We start from the raw sequence: 15,619 nt of genomic DNA, 5'->3' as shown, positions 1-15,619 counted from the left end.
CTTCCTCCCCGTGTCCACGCCTGTCCCGCGCCGCCGAGCGGAACGCCCGCCGTCGCGGTGGTCGCGGCTTGGCACCCGCGCGCGCACGGTCGCGGACTCCCGCGTCCCGCTCGCACTGTGGACGGTGCTCGTCCTCGCCGGCCTGGCCGCGCTCGTCGCGGCGATGGTGCCGGTCGGCCCCGACTGGCTGCCCGGCGCCGGCAGCGTGGCGGTCTCGAGCGGCTACGCGTGGGCGCTCGCGGCCCGCTCGGGCGGCCGCCCCGTCGTCTTCGGCGCGCTGGCCGTCGCCATGGGGGTCGGGGTGCTCGTCGTCGACGACGCCCGCCTCCGCACCGGCGCCGCCGTCCTGACCTGCGTGGTCACGGCCGTGCTCGCGGTGATGGCCACGGTGCCCGCGGTCCGCTTCGTGCACGCCGCGCGCGAGTCGGCGATCGCCGTCCTCGTCGCGGCCGTGGGCGGGCTCGCCACGGTGGGCTTCGAGCCGGTCATCACGCTGCCGCGCTTCGAGTACGCCACCCTCGGCCTGGCCCTGCTCGGCGCCTTCGGCGTCGTCTACCGCCTCGGCGCCGGCCTGCACGGCCTCGGTCGCCGCGGCGTGCTCACCGTGCTGGTCGGGACCGGGGTGCTCGCGCTGACGCTGGCGTACGCCGAGCTCCTGCGCCGCTACGGCTCGCCGGGGCTGGTCACCTCGCTCCTCGACGCCGTGCACTGGAGCCGCGACCACCTCGGCGCCTTCCCCCGCCCGATCGAGACCGTCCTCGGCGTCCCGGCGCTCGCCTGGGGCACCCACATGCGGGCCCGGCGCCGCCAGGGCTGGTGGGTCTGCGCCTTCGGCGTCGCCGCCACCGCGCCCGTCGCCCAGAGCCTGCTCAACCCCGCGATCTCGCTGCTCGAGGTCGGCCTGTCGGTCGCCTACGGCCTCGTGGCCGGCCTGGTGATCGGGTTCGTGGTGATCCGCGTCGACCTCGCCTTCACGGCCCCCCGCGGCCGGCGCGGGCGCCGGGCCGAGGAGGCGGGCGCCGTACGCCCCGAGCCGGCGCGGACCAGCCCGCTGCTCTGAGGCACCCCGGCCGACGTGCTGGTTCGGGGTACGCACCGGTAACGACTAGGTTCGCAGGCATGGCCCGTGAACTGGTGAACGAGATCGTCGCCGAGATGGTGGCGAACGTCCTGAGCGTGGCCGTGGCCCCGGGGGACGCCGTCGCGGCGGGTGACACCGTGGTGCTGCTCGAGTCGATGAAGATGGAGATCCCCGTCATCGCCGAGCACCCCGGCACGGTCCGCGCCGTCAAGGTCGCGTCCGGCGACGTCGTCCAGGAGGGCGACGTGCTCGTCGAGCTCACCGGCTGAGCCCGGAGCCCTCTCCGTCGTCGGAGGGCGGCCCCTAGGTGAGGTCTTCGCGATGGCGGCGCACGTAGGCGTCCATGCCGGGGACGGTGTAGGCCAGCTGTCCGTGGTCCGGGGCGTAGACGAGGCCCTTGCTGATGAGGTTGGCGCGGTAAGGACCAAGGCTGTTCGGCTTGAGGTCCATCCGGCGGGCGATCTCACTGGAGGCGGAGGGCCCGAAGCCGTCTTCGGCCATAGCGACGAGCAGTCGGCGTTCGGCGGGGGTGGCTCGGTTCCATCGTGAGCGGAAGAATCCGGCATCAAGGCGTTCGAGGCCGATGACGGCGCTGGCCTGGGCATCGCCGAGGGTGATGACTGGTCCTGCCGCGACTTCCCAGGCCGATCGACCGTACTCCTGCAAGAAGTAGGGGTAGCCGCCTGAGGCATCGAGGAGCAGCTGCAAGGCGGTTGGGTCGAAGGACACGTCGTGCTTGGCGACCGGATCTTCCAAGGCTGCGCGCGCTTCCGGGTCGGGAAGCCGCGCGATCGTGCGGTAGTCGCAGAGGCGCTCGGCGTAGGAGCGGGTCTCAGCGAGGATGCCCGGCAGATGGGGCAGTCCGGCGCCGACGAGGAAGAAGGGCCAGCCACGTTGCCCGGCTTGATGTTGAGTCACGAGGAGGGCACGGAGCAGTAGGGGGTCGAGGTCTTGAAGTTCGTCGATGAAGAGCCCGAAGGCGTTGCCTTCTTCCTGCAGCGCCGCGCAGAGGTCGTGGACGAGCTCGGGAAGGTCGATCTCGATGTCACCGGAGTCGGCTCGACCGGGTTCGATCTCGACGCCGAGGTCGATTCCGGCAGCGCCGATCTTCACGTTGAACGCGGTCACTGACTGCAAAGCGGTGCGAACCCGGTCACTGATCGCCTTGCGGCGGCTGAGTTGACGTGCCTGCGTGGTGATCTCGCGTGCCAGGATGCGCCGGGCGTTCTGCGCTCCAGCGTTGTCGGGACGGGCTTCGAGATTGACCGCGAACCAACCCGCGTCCTCGGCACGAAAGCGCATCTCGTTCAGCAGCACGGTCTTGCCCACGCCTCGGAGGCCGCTGAGGATGATGCCTCGTCCGTCCAGGCCGTTGCGCGTTCGTTCGATCAGTACGTCGAGGGCCTCCAGCTCTGTGTCGCGTCCCACGAGGGCAGGAGGGCGGAGCCCGGAGCCGGGGCTGAAGGGGTTGAGTGCCGCTCTCACCTAGCGAATGCTAGCCCATACTTGTAGAAAGATAAGTAGCAGCTAGTATTCCTAATGATCGCGGAGAAGCCGCGAGATCCGGCGTCGGAGTCGTGCGACCCGTCAGCAGAGGGGGCGGGATTCGAACCCGCGGTAGGTCTCCCTACGACCGCTTTCAAGGCGGTTCCGATCGGCCGCTCCGGCACCCCTCCGTGTCGCCCCGTGGGGCGAGCACGGACGCAGTGTATTCGCTGGCCGCCCACGTCTCCTCGCGGCCGGTGCGGCTACTCCGAGCCGCCCAGCTCGAGCTCGACGGCGTCGTACGCCAGGTCGTGCAGGCGCTGCACGTGGTGCGTCACGTCGAGCAGCAGCCGACGCAGGTCGGCGCGCACCGCCCCGAGGTCGGGGTCCTCGAGGACGCGGGGCGCCAGGCGGCTCATCCGGGTCAGCAGCGTGTTGCGCTCGCGGAGCGCGGCGCCGCCGCGCGCGGCCAGCCAGCCGTCCTCGGGATGCTCGCCCTCGACGACGAGCAGGTCGCGCAGCACGGCCAGCCGCTGGCGCACCACCCAGCGCCAGTTGCCGAGCGGGACCCCGGCGGTCGGCGACGCGTCCAGGACCAGGGCCAGGGCGTGCAGGGCGCCGGGCATCCCCGTGGTGCTCCTCGACGGCGTCGCGGTCATGGCAACCTCCGGCATCCCGGGTGGGGTGGGCCTTCGAGCATGACCCCGCGGGAGCCCCGGCGACAAGCCCGATTGGCGCCCCAATCCGGTGTCTTGTTCAATCATCTGCATGGCTGTCCCCACCCCGTCCGACTATCGGCTCTCCCCGTCGATGAACGCCCGGCTGATGGGGTTGCTGCTGGTCGTGCTCGCGGTGCTGCTGTTCGCGGTCACCGCGGTGGTCGCGCTGCTGCACCTGCCGCCCGACGTGCTGGTCGTGACGGTGCTGCTCGGCCTGGTCGGGGTGTTCGGCACCGGCTACCTCCTGACGCGCCGGGCGTACGTCGTCCGCCTGGACGAGGCCGGCTACCGGGTGCGCCTGATCCGGGGCGCGGGCGTGAGCGGGGCCGCCTGGAAGGACGTCGAGGACGCCTCGACCGGCACTCCCCACGGGATCCCGTGCGTGGTGCTGACGCTGGTCGACGGCCGCACCACGACGATCCCGGTCGCGGCCCTCGCCGCCGACCGCGAGGACTTCGTGCGCGACCTGCAGGCCCACCTGCAGCACGGCCAGGGCCTGACCCCGCTCTGAACCGCCGGCCCACGGCCCGGACCCACCCGTTCGGGCCGGCTCCGGCGTGTCGAACCCTGATTCGTGCGCGACCCGGGTGGCCTTGTAACCTGTGTCCGCTGTCGGGGAGGCGTCGCCTAGTCCGGTCTATGGCGCCCGCCTGCTAAGCGGGTTTGGGGCTACAACCCCATCGAGGGTTCAAATCCCTCCGCCTCCGCCAGCGTCGGTCCCTCCCGGGAGAGTTTTCGGGAGGGACCGTCCGTTTTCCGGAGACGTCCGTCCGGCAGCAGGACTGCAGGATTGTGCAATGCAGATTTATGAGCCAACAAAGCGGGCGCAGTTCTTCCGGAACTCGCCCACACTCCTCGTAGAGACCTTTCCGTGGGTCTAGGACAACGAAGGTGGGACCATCATGAACATTGGACGCAAGGTGGCCATCGCGCTGGCCGCCACCGGACTGAGCCTCGGCCTCCTCGGCATCTCCGCGCCTGCGCAGGCGTTGGACAGCAGCTGGGGCTGCGGCGGCTGCGTGCGCGTCGGTCGCTGACCCAGCGCCACGCCTGCACCAACTGAAGAGAGCTTGAGACGGGGACCCGACCACCCCCCCACATTGTCCGGTCCCAGTGCCACCCCCCGGCCCGTCTCAATCACACGAGGGCAGTGACCGCCAGGTCGCTGCCCTCGTGAATGTTTCGCCTCCGCCAGGCTCCGCCTGCAGGTTCCTGCAGCCGGCCCGCCGGCAGCGCCGGGTCGGTCCGGCGCGCTCAGTCCTCGTCGGGCGGCGGCTGCTCGTTGCCCGAGACGCCCTGGCTGCCCATCGTGTAGCCGAGCTGGAAGCGCGTCTCCGACTCGTACTCCTCCTTGAGGTCGGCCACGTAGCCGGCGTACGTCCGCGGGCTGACGCCGAGGCGCTTCGCGCTGACCGGGTCCGCGTGGCCCTCGATGAGCATCCGGATCGTCATCGCGCGCTGCTCGGCGGCGATGTCCTTCATCATCGAGGTCTCGCGGTTCGTGAACGGGCGGGCCCGCTCCCAGGTGCGCTCGAAGATGTCGACGAGGTACTCCACGACCGACGGCTCGCGGATGGCGATGGCCGACTTGAGGTCCTCCTGCGCCGGGATGACCGCGACCCGGCGGTCGATGACGATCATCCGGTTGAAGAACTCGTCGAGGGTGCGGACCTCGGCGCCGCGCTCGGTGACGGCGGTGACGTACTTGTGGGTGACTGCCGAACGGCGCGCGCTGTGCTGGTAGAGCGTACGCATCTTCGTCCCGCGCTCCAGCATCGCGGTGTCGCGCAGCGCGGCCGCGGCGAGGGTGCGCGGGTCACGCCCGGCCTGGGGCTGGGCGGTCAGCATCTCCTCCTCGCAGTCGGACACCAGCCCGGCGATGAAGGGGTCGATGCCCTCGTTGCGGATGTAGGTGAACGGGCCTCGCTCGGTGGTCTGCGGCGCCCGGCGCCACGCGTGCGCGAGGTTGCCGAAGGCGCGCGCCCACTGCGAGGACTCATCGATCAGGCGGGCGCCCTCCTGGCCGAGCGGCGCGACCACGCGGGACTGGACGCTCGTCGGGTCCACGGGGGTGAAGGTCTCGGGCGCGGCGCCGGCGGTGACCAGCCCGACCTCGACGAGGAGCGCGAAGGCCCGCTCCAGCTCGCCGCCGGGGACGATGCGGGGGTCGGTCGCCGAGAGCTCACCCGCGGCGACGATCTCCTCGTAGAGCGTCGTCGCCACCGTCTCGAACAGGGCACGGTCGTCCGGACCGTAGGTGTCCACGCGTGCGTTCTCCTCCCGACCACCCCGAGTCGATGTCGTGGCAGATGATTCCACACGCCAGGCGCGCAGAAGGCCCGTCCGACGGTGTCGGACGGGCCTTCGTTGCTGCGTGGTGGGCGGGTCGCTCAGCCCTCGTCGGCGTCGAGTGCGGCGGCGACGCGGCGGTGCGCCTCCCAGATCTCCTCCGGGAGCCGGTCGAACTGCTTGAGGTGCTCCTCGCGGAAGCCCATCTCCTGCTGCCAGCGGGGCACGTCGATCGACAGGATGGTCTCCAGGTCCTCGGGCGTGGTGCTCATGCCCGAGAGCTGCAGCTCCTCCTCGGTCGGGATGATGCCGACCGGGGTCTGGCGACCCTTGACCTCGCCGTTCTTGAGCTGGAGCAGCCACAGGAGCGGGCGGAGGTTGTCGCGGTAGCCGTGCCACAGGAAGTGGCCGTCCTCCGGGTCGCGCTGGAACCAGTTGACGTGGGCAAAGATCGGCTGGTCCTTCGCGGCGCCCACGATCTTGAGGTAGTGCGCGGCGTAGTCGCCCTCGCCGTACGCCATGAAGGGGCGGTTCGACATGGGGTCGTAGCGCAGCTGGCCCTCGACGCCCTCGGCCGCGGCCGTGGCCTCGGCGCCGAGCGTCAGTCCGTCGTACACGCCCTCGGCGAGGTCGGTGATCGCGCGGATCAGCGGCTCACGGTCGCGGGTGCGGCCGCCGAAGATGATCGCGTCGATCGGGACGCCCTTGGCGGCGTTGTAGTCCGGCGCGATGTTCGGGATGTTGTCGAGCGTGGTGGTGAAGCGGCTGTTCGGGTGCGCCCACGGCGAGGTGTCGCTGTCCTTGCGGTCCGCGATGGGCGAGCCCATCCAGTCCAGCCACCCGTCGGTGTCGGCCGGCGGCTCGGGCGTCTTGCCCTCCCACCAGACCTCCTGGGTCTTCGGGTTGTAGGCGATGTTCGTGAAGATCGTGCCGGTGCCGTCGTCCACGGAGTGCAGCGCGGTCGGGTTGGTGACCTCGTTGGTGTCCTTGGCGACGCCGAAGACGCCGTACTCCGGGTTCATCCCGTAGAGCTTGCCGTCGTTCTCGTCGACCCACAGCCACGCGATGTCGTCGCCGTAGAAGGAGACGTGGTAGCGGTCGCCGAGCGCGTCGGGGGCCAGCATCATCGCCAGGTTGGTCTTGCCCGAGGCGCTCGGGAAGCCGCCGCAGATGTGGTACGTCTTGTCGGTCTCCTTGTCGTGGATCCCGATGAGCATGTACTGCTCGGCGAGGAACTTCTTCGACGCCCACCCGTCGTACGCCGCCTGGCGCAGGCCGTGGGCGATCTTGCCGAGCAGCGCGTTGCCGCCGTACGACGACCCGAAGTGCAGGATCGTGCGCTCGTCGGCGACGGTCACGAAGTAGCGCTGGTCGTCCGGGGTGCCCTGGCCGAGGTTCTCCAGGTCGCCGGTGACGTGCACGGCGCGGACGAAGCTGTTGGGGTCCTCGAGGTCGTTGACGAACTCGACGCCGACGCGGGACATCCGGATCATGTGGAGCACGACGGTGCGGGTGTCGGTCAGCTCGACGCCGGCGGCCCAGGGCGCCAGCTCGTTGCCGGGGGGCGACATCAGGTAGGGGATGACGTACATCGTCTTGCCCGCCGACGCGCCGCGCATCCGGTCGTGGAGCAGCGGCTTCATCTCCGAGGCGGGGCGCCAGTTGTTGTAGACGCCCTTGTCCTCGGGGTTGCTCGTGGCCACGATCGTGCGCTCCTCGGAGCGCGCGGTGTCCTTGTGGTAGCTGCGGGAGTAGTAGCGTCCCTCGCCGGCCGGCTCGAGCTCGCCCGCGTCGAGCGCCTCCTGGATCAGGCGTGCGTCGTCCGCGGCGCTGACCACCTCGATGCGCTCGGCGCCCGTGAGCTCGGCGTAGTAGTGGACGTACTCGCGGACCTGCGGGTTGGTGACCCCTGCTGCGTCCAGTGCTGCGTCAACGTCTGCCATCGTTCGTGTTCCCTCTCGCGCATTCACGGTGCTGCCGGGTGGGCCGCGGGCCGAGCCGTCGAGCGTGTCGACGGAGCTGTCGTGGAGTTGTGTGTGGATCGCTCGGCTTCGTTGGCGGCGACGTGTGCAGTCCCCGAAAGTTGCTCGAGGCCGTGCTCGAACGGGGGTGGCACCCCCGAGGTTGCGCTGAGGCTACTCTGGCGCGCCGGGGCGTCCTATTGGATCGTTCAACGGTGGGTGTGCGTCGTCACAGCCCCACCCGCAGGGGTGTTCCGCCCGGGCCGGGAGGCACTGATTTCGGCATCGCCGGTGCGGTCCGCTATCCTCGACCAGTCGTTCGGCGCGCTGCGAAGCAAGCCGGGCCACGGGCGCCTGTAGCTCAACGGATAGAGCATCTGACTACGGATCAGAAGGTTTGGGGTTCGAATCCCTACAGGCGCGCAGATGCTTCAGGCCTCTCACCCGCGGACGCGCGGGGGAGAGGCCTGAAGCGTTTCCAGACGGCGGCGCCCGGTCGGCCCGTCAGGCCGAGCGGTCGTTGATCTGCATGATCACGGCCTTGGGCTCGGTGAAGAACTCACGGGAGAAGTGCCCGCCCTCGCGGCCCACGCCGGAGCTCCCGACCCCGCCGAAGGGGGCCCGCAGGTCCCGGATGAAGAAGCAGTTGACCCAGACGGTGCCGGCTTGGAGTCGCGCAGAGACGCGATGGGCTGTGTGGAGGTTCTCGGTGAAGAGCTGCGCGTCGAGGCCGTAGTCGCTCTCGTTGGCCAGCGCACGCAACCACCTCGTCCTCGGTGTCGAACGGGTGGATCACCACGACCGGTCCGAGGATCTCCTCCGTCACGTGCGGACTGTCCAGCGGCATGTCGACCAGGATGGTCGGCTTGACCTGCCACCCCTCACCGACGCCGCCGCTGAGTATGCGACCGCCGTACTCACCGACCGTGTCGATGTAGCCCCTCACCTTGTGGAAGTGCTCCTCGGGGCCAGCGGTCCGAAGTCGGTCTCCAGATCTGCCCGGCATTGCGGAAGATCGACTGGATCGACTAGTGGACGGCGTTCTCGAGGTCGGCATCCGCGAAGACGAGGTTGCAGTTCTTGCCGCCGAGCTCGAGCGAGACGGGGGTGAGGTTCGCGGAGGCCGCCCGGCTGATGATCTTCCCGGTCCCGGTCTCGCCGGTGAAGGTGATCCGGTCCACCCGGGGGTCCTCGGTGAGCTCCGACCCCACCAAGTCGGCGCCGTAGCCGTGCACGACGTTGAAGACACCGTCCGGCAACCCTGCCTCGGTCGCCAGCCGCGCCATCACCGTCGCGCTGGCAGGTGCGTCCTCGGCCGGCTTGAGCGCCACGGTGTTGCCCCAGGCGAGGGCAGGGGCGACCTTCCAGGACTCGAGCATGAGCGGGAAGTTCCACGGTGCGATCGCGAAGACGACGCTGGCCGGTTCGAAGCTGGAGTAGGCGTGGTGCCCGGTGTCCATCGTGAACGACTCCGCGGTCGCCATCTTGGCGTGGTCGGCGAAGAAGCCGGAGTGGAGCGCTGCCCGTGCGACGTCGTGGTGGCACAGGTTCAGGGGCTTGCCCATGTCCCGCGAATCGGCCGCGGCGAGCTCGTCGGCGTTGGCCTCCATCAGGTCGGCCAAGCGGTTCAGGAGACGCTGCCCCGCTCTCGTCTGCAACAGCCCCACCCGTGTCGCCCGACGGATGGTTCGAACTGGTCACGGGGAAGCGTTGCTCAGTTCTTCGCCGCCGCGATGCCAGTGACGCCTTCGGGCCCTCCCGCTGGTGCGTGTCCGACTGCTCCCACAAGTCGTTGAGGGACGCGGACCAGGAGCAACGCGTGCATCGACTTCTACACATGGACTGCTGGTACGGCGAGCCCCGGGGTCGGGTACGGCTTCGACTCCAACGGCCGCTGCTCGGCGGGATCGGACCCCCCGGCACAGTTGGCGATGCGCAGGTCTATGCAAGACCCGCGTTTTGTGCATAAACTTCGAGAGGCGCGAGACGCGCGTCACACTGCGTGGAGGAGTACGTCATGGTCCGTCGAATCGTCACCGGTCTTGATGAAGCAGGCACCGCGTGCGTCGTGAGTGACGGAGAGTCTCCCGTCAGCAAGGAGTACGCGCACACCCCCGGATTTGCCGCTGCCCTGGTCTGGAGAACGGGCCAGACTCCTGAGCCGGTCAACGAGGCCGTAGCCACCGACGTCACCAGCTACGTGCCTGGCCCAGGCGAGACCATCGCGCTCACCGTGACCTTCCCTCCCGACAGCGTCTTCGGTGACCCCAGCTGGGACCCCATGAAGGCTGTGCCGGAGAACTTGGCCAACACCCCAGGCTTGGCAGAGCTCTTCGAGCCCGACGCCCCCGGCATGCACACCACCCCCACCGTTGACTACGTGGTGGTCCTGGATGGCACCTTGGTCCTCGAGCTGGACAACGGTCGGACCGTGCAGCTCAACGCGGGCGACATCGTGGTGCAGAACGCCACGCGGCACGCCTGGCGCAACCCAGGCGACAAGCCGGTCACCATCTTCGTGTCCCTGATGGGAGCCCGGGTGTGACTTCTGTGGCACCTGTGGTCGAGCTGTCGCTCGACGACATGTCTCGGGACCCCTACCCCATGTGGGCCCGCCTGCGGGCGGAAGCGCCGGTCGCGTACTCACCGTCGCTGGAGCGGTACTTGGTCACGCGTTACGCGGACATCGTCGAGCTGGAGAAGACGCCCGAGGTGTTCAGCTCTCGCGAGGAGGACTCACTTCTCACTCGTGTCGTCGGGCACAACATGCTGCGGGAGGACAACGCGCCTCACCATCGGATTCGGAGTGCGGCGGAGCCGCCGACGCGGCCCCGCCAGGTTCGAGACATCTGGAGCACGGCGTTCGCCACCAACTGTGGGCGCGTGCTCGAGGACTTGGCGCCTCGAGGTCGGGGCGATCTCATCGCCGACTTCATCTCCCCGCTGGTCGAGCTCAACCTCGCTGCGGTGCTGGGCATCGGTGGGGTGCCCCGCGGGACCATGACCCAGTGGTCGGCGCACATGATGGCAGGCAACGGCAATTACGCCGACGACCAGGAGATTTGGGCCCGTGCAAAGGCGGCAACGGCCGAGATCGATGAGTACGTGCGACTGGCCGTGGATCGAGTTCAGGGAAGTGCCGACGATTCGATCATCTCGGCGATGGTGCACGCCGACGATCCGCTTCCCCTTGATGAAGTGCAGAACAACGTCAAGGTGATCATCGGAGGGGGTATCAACGAGCCCCTGCACGTGTTCGGCACAGGAGCCTGGCAGGCGCTGACCGACCCAGCACTGCGCGCGAGGCTGGTCGATGACCCTGCGTTGTGGCGCAAGGTCTTCGAGGAGTCGGCACGGTGGATCTCGCCGATCGGCCTCTATCCGCGCCAGGTCCTGAGTGAGTACGAGGTGGCTGGCATCCGCCTGCCGGCAGGGTCCCGGGTTGCGTTGGTCATCGGGTCCGGCAATCGCGACTCCGCCGTCATCCAGAACGCAGATGTTTTCGACATCGATCGGGAACCGGTCGCGCACCTCGCTTTCGGTGGCGGACCGCACTTCTGCATGGGCGCTTGGGTAGCCCGCCATCAGATCGGCGCGCTGGCCTGGCCCGCGGTCTTCGATCGACTGCGCGGCCTGCGTTTGGTGGAGGGCTTCGAGCCGGAGATCAGCGGCTGGGTCTTCCGCGGTCTGAAGTCGCTTCCGGTCGAGTGGGAAGCGGTGGGCTGACCAGTGGTCAAGATCAACTTCACGCTGCCGGACGGGAGCACCCGCGCCATTGACGCAGCGCCGGGTGGCTCGCTCATGAAGGCGGCGACAAGCCACCTGGTCCCGGGCATCGTGGCCGAGTGCGGGGGCAACGCCTCCTGCGCCACCTGTCACGTCTACCTCGAGACCGAGGACGTGGCCCTGGCCTGTCCGGACGGCAGCGTCGAGGACGAGATGCTGGACTTCACCGCTTCGCCACGGCGGGCCAACAGCCGCTTGAGCTGTCAGGTGCAGGTTGGCGACCAGCTCGAAGGGCTGACCGTCGAGGTCCCCGGGGCTCAGGTATGAGCCGGGGCCGGACGGTGATCATTGGTGGCGGCCAGGCTGCGGTCAGCACTGCCGTGACCTTGCGTCAACTCGGTTGCGAGCAGCCGATCACGATCCTGGCTGAGGAAAGTGCCCTGCCGTATCAGCGGCCCCCTCTGTCCAAGGGATACCTGACAGACCCGTCGTCGACGGTTGTCCTCCATGACTCCGACGTGTACATCACCCAGCACATCGACGTTCGCAACGGTGTCGTGGCCGTCCGAGTCGACGCGGCACAGCGCAGGGTGACCACGTCCGCGGGCGACGTCGTCTCGTACGAGGCGCTGGTCTTCGCGACGGGCTCGCGGAACCGGACACCGGACTGGGCTGAGGCCAATCTGTCCGGCGTGCACTCGCTTCGCACCCGCCAGGACGCAGATTGCCTCAGGGCGGCACTTCAGCCCGGGCGTCGCCTGGTCGTGGTTGGTGGCGGTTTTGTCGGCTTGGAGATTGCCAGTGCTGCATACGCCGCGGGCTGCGAGGTCACTGTCCTCGAAGCAGCCGACACGCTACTGGGCCGGGTGCTCTCGCAGCCACTCGCGCTGGCGGTCGCGGCACGTCATCGAATCAGGGGCGTTCGTGTCGTGACGGGCACAGCGGTCCAAGCACTGGAAGGCGATGGCCACGTGACCGCGGTCGTCACCGATTCTGGGCGGTTCGAAGCGGACTGCGTGCTGATCGGGATCGGCGCACTGGCTCGCGACGAGCTCGCTCACGAGGCCGGAATCCTGACCGACAACGGCATCGTGGTTGACGATCAGCTGCGGGTGCTTGGGCATGACGACATCTACGCTGCCGGTGACTGCGCCCGCTTCCCCGACTCTCGCAGTGGGGCCCAGATGCGGTTGGAGTCGGTCCAGAACGCTTGCGATCAGGGTGCTGCGGTGGCCCGCGCCATCATGGGCAACGCCTCGCCGTACACCGACCTGCCGTGGTTCTGGAGCGACCAGGGAGACCTGAAGATTCAAGTCGCCGGATTGCGGCTGCCGGACGACGATCTGCACCACCACACCGACGGCACCGGACGCCACGTCGTCTACGCCACCCGCGACGGCCACGTCGTCGCCGTCGAGACCCTTGATTGGGCCGCTGAGCACCTAGCCGCTCGACGGGTGTTGTCGAGCGATGAGCACATCCCCACAGCTGTCATCCAGAAATCAACCCTGAGCGACCTGCTGAGGGCACGTCGAAGTGCCCCTGCGCGTTCACATCACCCGGAGGAATCATGAGCACCACCATGCGCGCTGCGCGGATGCACGCCATCGGCGAGCCGATGCGGCTGGAGCAGATCGAACTGCCCACCCCGGGCCTCGGCGAGGTCAGGGTCCAGGTCCACGCCGTCAACATCGTGCCTAACCTGGGCAACATCCTGAACATGTGGACCACGTGGTTCCCCGAAGACCCACTGCCTACCCTGCCGGCAGTGTTCGGGCTCGACCCGGCCGGCGTCGTGGACGCCGTTGGCGAGGGCGTCCAGGACTTCGCCGTGGGTGACCGCGTGTACGTCAACCCTGGGCGCTACTGCCTCTCCTGCCGTGCCTGCCGCAACGGCGACCTGATCAACTGCGCCAGCTACGCGTTCTCCGGCTACTTCGGATTCTCAGCCACCGCACTGGACCTGCTGGACCGCTACCCTGGCGGCCTGTCGGAGCAAATGCTCGCGCCTGCGTATTCCTTGGTGCGTATCCCGGACAACTTGGACTTCAACTCGGCCGCCCGGTTCGGCTACCTCGGCACCATGTACTCGGCGCTCCGCAAGGCCCAGGCCGGCCCCGGCAAGTCGGTGCTGGTCAATGGCATCAGCGGAACGCTGGGGATCAGCGCGGCGCTCTTCGCGCGGGGGTTCGGCATCACCAAGCTCTACGGCACCGGGCGTGACAAGGGCCTGCTGGAGCAGGTCAAGAAGATCTGCCCCGAGCGCATCGAGGTCCACTCCCTGGAGGACGGGCCCGTCGACGAGTGGATCCACGAGCGCACCAACGGCCACGGCGTGGACATCTATGTCGATGCCTTGGGTCCGGGCGCGCAGCACGAGACCTTCCGTCAAGGGCTGCGCTCCCTTGCCCGTGGCGCCGTCGCCGTCGACATCGGTGCCGCCATGGGCGACCTTCCCATCGACATCCATCGCATGATGAACCAGCAACAGACCCTCATCGGTTCCGCGTGGTTCACCGCCGGTGACGGTCAGAACATGGCCGACATGGTGGCCTCCGGCGACTTCGACCTGTCGTGGCTGGAGCACAAGGTCTACCCGCTGACTGACGTCAACGAAGCGATCAGCGGCATCGCGGAGCGCAACGGCGGTTTCTCGAACTTCATCATCGACCCGCAGAGCTGACGGGCCCACCGGCCGTCAAGGGTCACCGCGAACAAGCCCAGCGCGGTGCGGCTGCCAGGGGGCAGCCGCACCGGCTTTGCATGAGCGAGTCAGCTGGCGACGTACGTGGTCTTCGTCGTGGTGTAAAAATCCCGAGCTCCGCGCCCCTGCTCGCGTGGCCCATAGGAGGAGCCCCGGCGTCCACCGAATGGAACGTGGAAGTCCACGCCCGCAGTCGGGAGATTCACCATGACCATCCCTGCCGTTGACTGCTGGCGGAATCGTGTCGAGGTCGACAACGAGCTGGTGTAGACGCCCGAGGTCAGCCCGAACTCCGTGTCGTTGGCCACCTCGATGGCCTCATCGAGGTCGTCGACCCGGATGACCGACGCGACGGGGCCGAAGACTTCCTCACGGTTGATCGTGTCGGTGTTGCGCGTGTCCAGCGCCAGCGCCGGACTCAGGTAGTGGCCCTTGGTCCGTCCCTCCACCAGGTCACCGCCGACCAGGGTCGCGCCCTGCTGGGTCGCCAACTCGATGTAGCGCAGGTCTTGGGCCAGCTGACTCTCGTCCACGACCGGGCCCATCGTGGTCTCGGCATCCAGGGCGTGGCCGACCGTGATCTGGTCGACGGCCTTGCTCAGCCTGTCCACGAACGCGTCATGCACGCCGGCGGTGACGATCAGTCGCGAGGATGCGGTGCAGCGTTGCCCGGTGGAGCCGAATGCTCCCTCCCTGGCGCCCGCGACAGCAGCGTCCAAGTCGGCGTCGTCACAGATCACCAACGGGTTCTTCCCGCCCATCTCGAGTTGGACCCGGGCGCCGTGTGCCTGGGCGGTGGCGAGCACGCGGTGCCCAGTGTCGACCGAGCCTGTGAAGGACACCGCGTCGACCCGGGGATCTCCGACCAGGATGTCGCCGATGTCCCGACCACGCCCCATGACAAGGTTCAGGACTCCGGCGGGCAGGCCGGCCCGGTGCAGGATGTCCACCAGGTGCCACGCAGAAGCGGGCACCAGCTCAGCGGGCTTGAACACCACGCAATTGCCGTACGCCAGCGCGGGTGCGATCTTCCACGCCGGGATGGCGATGGGAAAGTTCCACGGAGTGATGATGCTGACCACGCCCACCGGCTCACGGCTGACCAGGACTTCCACGCCCGGACGCACCGAGGGCAGCACCTCGCCAGGATTGCGCAGCGTCTCCCCGGCCTGGAACTTCAGGATCTGGGAGGCGCGCTTCACCTCTGCGGTGCCTTCCGTCCGGGTCTTGCCCTCTTCGCGCGCCAGAAGTTCGCCGAGCTCGTCGGCGCGCGCCTGCAACTCGTCCCCGGCGCGATCCAGGACGGCGAACCGCTCACCCGGGGGCAGGCTTGCCCACCCGGGTTGGGCTGCGGCCGCGGCCCCGATGGCCTCCTCGGCCTGGGCGGCATCGGCGCGCGCGAACTCTCCGATCACGTCCGAGAGATCCGAGGGACTGATGTTCGGTGCCATGGTCACGCCCTCGCGCCACGTTCCGTCGATGAAGTTGAGGTAGGACATGGGGCCTCCGTTGAAGGTGCGCGAGACGGGGTGCTGAGCCAAGTGCAGGGGCCGAGCAGGGGCGACTAATTGTGCAAGGGTTCCATCTTATGCACAAAATAGGTAGAGTCGGACCTGGCGGTCCACCGCCCTTTCCGCGGTCAACAATTGAGGAG

16 protein-coding genes, 3 tRNA genes and 1 pseudogene are annotated in these 15,619 nt (G+C 68.7%); 11 read left to right on the top strand and 9 right to left on the bottom strand.

The genetic code is table 11. The annotated features are described in order from the left end of the window. The first annotated feature begins 10 nt into the window (after nucleotides 1-10). Together H5V45_RS10880 and H5V45_RS10875 are read left to right on the top strand one after the other, a co-directional pair. The gene (locus H5V45_RS10880) at nucleotides 11-1,060 is read left to right on the top strand and encodes a hypothetical protein (RefSeq protein ID WP_185252943.1); all 1,050 of its coding nucleotides are present in this window, start codon (nucleotides 11-13) and stop codon (nucleotides 1,058-1,060) included. Between the two features lie 59 nt (nucleotides 1,061-1,119). Further along, entirely contained in the window at nucleotides 1,120-1,350 is a 231-nt protein-coding gene (locus H5V45_RS10875; protein ID WP_185252942.1) for a biotin/lipoyl-binding carrier protein, read from the top strand. 34 nt (nucleotides 1,351-1,384) lie between these two features. On the opposite strand, the gene H5V45_RS10870 is transcribed toward H5V45_RS10875, so the two are convergent. The 3 genes from H5V45_RS10870 to H5V45_RS10860 form a co-directional block, all read right to left on the bottom strand. After that, the gene (locus H5V45_RS10870; RefSeq protein WP_185252941.1) at nucleotides 1,385-2,566 is read right to left on the bottom strand and encodes an AAA family ATPase; all 1,182 of its coding nucleotides are present in this window, start codon (nucleotides 2,564-2,566) and stop codon (nucleotides 1,385-1,387) included. A gap of 106 nt (nucleotides 2,567-2,672) precedes the next feature. Continuing rightward, nucleotides 2,673-2,757, bottom strand: a tRNA-Ser gene (locus tag H5V45_RS10865). Between the two features lie 72 nt (nucleotides 2,758-2,829). Beyond that, nucleotides 2,830-3,225, bottom strand: coding sequence for a hypothetical protein (locus tag H5V45_RS10860; protein ID WP_185252940.1), 396 nt, complete (start codon nucleotides 3,223-3,225; stop codon nucleotides 2,830-2,832). Between the two features lie 109 nt (nucleotides 3,226-3,334). Between H5V45_RS10860 and H5V45_RS10855 the strand changes: the two genes are divergently transcribed. The 3 genes from H5V45_RS10855 (at nucleotide 3,335) to H5V45_RS22385 (ending at nucleotide 4,322) form a co-directional block, all read left to right on the top strand. Further along, nucleotides 3,335-3,796 (top strand): hypothetical protein, encoded by a 462-nt coding sequence (locus H5V45_RS10855; RefSeq protein ID WP_185252939.1) that lies wholly within the window; start codon nucleotides 3,335-3,337, stop codon nucleotides 3,794-3,796. A 105-nt stretch (nucleotides 3,797-3,901) separates the two neighbouring features. Further along, a tRNA-Ser gene (locus H5V45_RS10850) sits at nucleotides 3,902-3,995 on the top strand. A gap of 192 nt (nucleotides 3,996-4,187) precedes the next feature. Beyond that, complete coding sequence (locus H5V45_RS22385; protein ID WP_281385830.1) at nucleotides 4,188-4,322, top strand: hypothetical protein; 135 nt, start codon at nucleotides 4,188-4,190, stop codon at nucleotides 4,320-4,322. A 217-nt stretch (nucleotides 4,323-4,539) separates the two neighbouring features. On the opposite strand, the gene H5V45_RS10845 is transcribed toward H5V45_RS22385, so the two are convergent. Next, on the bottom strand, nucleotides 4,540-5,550 hold the full coding sequence (locus tag H5V45_RS10845; protein WP_185252938.1) for a LuxR family transcriptional regulator: 1,011 nt from the start codon (nucleotides 5,548-5,550) through the stop codon (nucleotides 4,540-4,542). Nucleotides 5,551-5,675: 125 nt separating this feature from the next. After that, the gene (locus H5V45_RS10840) at nucleotides 5,676-7,517 is read right to left on the bottom strand and encodes a phosphoenolpyruvate carboxykinase (GTP) (RefSeq protein ID WP_185252937.1); all 1,842 of its coding nucleotides are present in this window, start codon (nucleotides 7,515-7,517) and stop codon (nucleotides 5,676-5,678) included. A gap of 368 nt (nucleotides 7,518-7,885) precedes the next feature. Between H5V45_RS10840 and H5V45_RS10835 the strand changes: the two genes are divergently transcribed. Further along, nucleotides 7,886-7,958, top strand: a tRNA-Arg gene (locus H5V45_RS10835). Nucleotides 7,959-8,039: 81 nt separating this feature from the next. Here H5V45_RS10835 and H5V45_RS21885 read toward each other — a convergent pair. From H5V45_RS21885 to H5V45_RS21535, 3 genes and pseudogenes are all read right to left on the bottom strand, one after another. Next, nucleotides 8,040-8,297: an aldehyde dehydrogenase family protein gene (locus H5V45_RS21885; protein WP_246415893.1), complete on the bottom strand. Its 258-nt coding sequence runs from the start codon at nucleotides 8,295-8,297 to the stop codon at nucleotides 8,040-8,042. A 58-nt stretch (nucleotides 8,298-8,355) separates the two neighbouring features. Beyond that, a pseudogene (locus tag H5V45_RS22875) lies at nucleotides 8,356-8,541 on the bottom strand (hypothetical protein); the annotation flags it as partial. Between the two features lie 22 nt (nucleotides 8,542-8,563). Continuing rightward, nucleotides 8,564-9,202, bottom strand: a complete 639-nt coding sequence (locus H5V45_RS21535) for an aldehyde dehydrogenase family protein (RefSeq protein WP_343061510.1) — start codon at nucleotides 9,200-9,202, stop codon at nucleotides 8,564-8,566. A 350-nt stretch (nucleotides 9,203-9,552) separates the two neighbouring features. On the opposite strand from H5V45_RS21535, the gene H5V45_RS10825 reads away from it, so the two are divergent. From H5V45_RS10825 to H5V45_RS10805, 5 genes are read left to right on the top strand one after another with little or no spacing between them, the layout of a single operon-like run. Then, on the top strand, nucleotides 9,553-10,080 hold the full coding sequence (locus H5V45_RS10825; RefSeq protein WP_185252936.1) for a cupin domain-containing protein: 528 nt from the start codon (nucleotides 9,553-9,555) through the stop codon (nucleotides 10,078-10,080). Between the two features lie 14 nt (nucleotides 10,081-10,094). Then, nucleotides 10,095-11,261, top strand: coding sequence for a cytochrome P450 (locus H5V45_RS10820; protein ID WP_221633982.1), 1,167 nt, complete (start codon nucleotides 10,095-10,097; stop codon nucleotides 11,259-11,261). Nucleotides 11,262-11,264: 3 nt separating this feature from the next. Then, a complete protein-coding gene (locus H5V45_RS10815) occupies nucleotides 11,265-11,588 on the top strand; it encodes a 2Fe-2S iron-sulfur cluster-binding protein (protein ID WP_185252935.1) in 324 nt (107 codons plus the stop codon). Beyond that, nucleotides 11,585-12,835: an NAD(P)/FAD-dependent oxidoreductase gene (locus tag H5V45_RS10810; RefSeq protein ID WP_185252934.1), complete on the top strand. Its 1,251-nt coding sequence runs from the start codon at nucleotides 11,585-11,587 to the stop codon at nucleotides 12,833-12,835. The genes H5V45_RS10815 and H5V45_RS10810 overlap by 4 nt, the downstream gene beginning before the upstream one ends. After that, nucleotides 12,832-13,944 (top strand): alcohol dehydrogenase catalytic domain-containing protein, encoded by a 1,113-nt coding sequence (locus H5V45_RS10805; RefSeq protein WP_185252933.1) that lies wholly within the window; start codon nucleotides 12,832-12,834, stop codon nucleotides 13,942-13,944. Before H5V45_RS10810 ends, H5V45_RS10805 begins: the two co-directional genes overlap by 4 nt. Before the next feature lie 89 nt (nucleotides 13,945-14,033). Here the strand turns inward: H5V45_RS10805 and H5V45_RS10800 are convergent, their stop codons facing one another. Then, nucleotides 14,034-15,464, bottom strand: a complete 1,431-nt coding sequence (locus H5V45_RS10800) for an aldehyde dehydrogenase family protein (protein WP_185252932.1) — start codon at nucleotides 15,462-15,464, stop codon at nucleotides 14,034-14,036. Nucleotides 15,465-15,619 lie beyond the last annotated feature (155 nt).

Origin of the sequence: Nocardioides luti (assembly GCF_014212315.1) — a bacterium.
Classification (GTDB): Bacteria; Actinomycetota; Actinomycetes; order Propionibacteriales; family Nocardioidaceae; genus Nocardioides; species Nocardioides luti.
This window is presented reverse-complemented; position numbering and strand designations above follow the sequence as displayed.

Coding starts and splice junctions, on each gene's coding strand:
- H5V45_RS10875 (WP_185252942.1), top strand. CDS start 1,120: ATGGCCCGTGAACTGGTGAACGAGATCGTCGCCGAGATGGTGGCGAAC.
- H5V45_RS10860 (WP_185252940.1), bottom strand. CDS start 3,225: ATGACCGCGACGCCGTCGAGGAGCACCACGGGGATGCCCGGCGCCCTG.
- H5V45_RS10855 (WP_185252939.1), top strand. CDS start 3,335: ATGGCTGTCCCCACCCCGTCCGACTATCGGCTCTCCCCGTCGATGAAC.
- H5V45_RS22385 (WP_281385830.1), top strand. CDS start 4,188: ATGAACATTGGACGCAAGGTGGCCATCGCGCTGGCCGCCACCGGACTG.
- H5V45_RS10840 (WP_185252937.1), bottom strand. CDS start 7,517: ATGGCAGACGTTGACGCAGCACTGGACGCAGCAGGGGTCACCAACCCG.
- H5V45_RS10825 (WP_185252936.1), top strand. CDS start 9,553: ATGGTCCGTCGAATCGTCACCGGTCTTGATGAAGCAGGCACCGCGTGC.
- H5V45_RS10810 (WP_185252934.1), top strand. CDS start 11,585: ATGAGCCGGGGCCGGACGGTGATCATTGGTGGCGGCCAGGCTGCGGTC.
- H5V45_RS10805 (WP_185252933.1), top strand. CDS start 12,832: ATGAGCACCACCATGCGCGCTGCGCGGATGCACGCCATCGGCGAGCCG.
- H5V45_RS10800 (WP_185252932.1), bottom strand. CDS start 15,464: ATGTCCTACCTCAACTTCATCGACGGAACGTGGCGCGAGGGCGTGACC.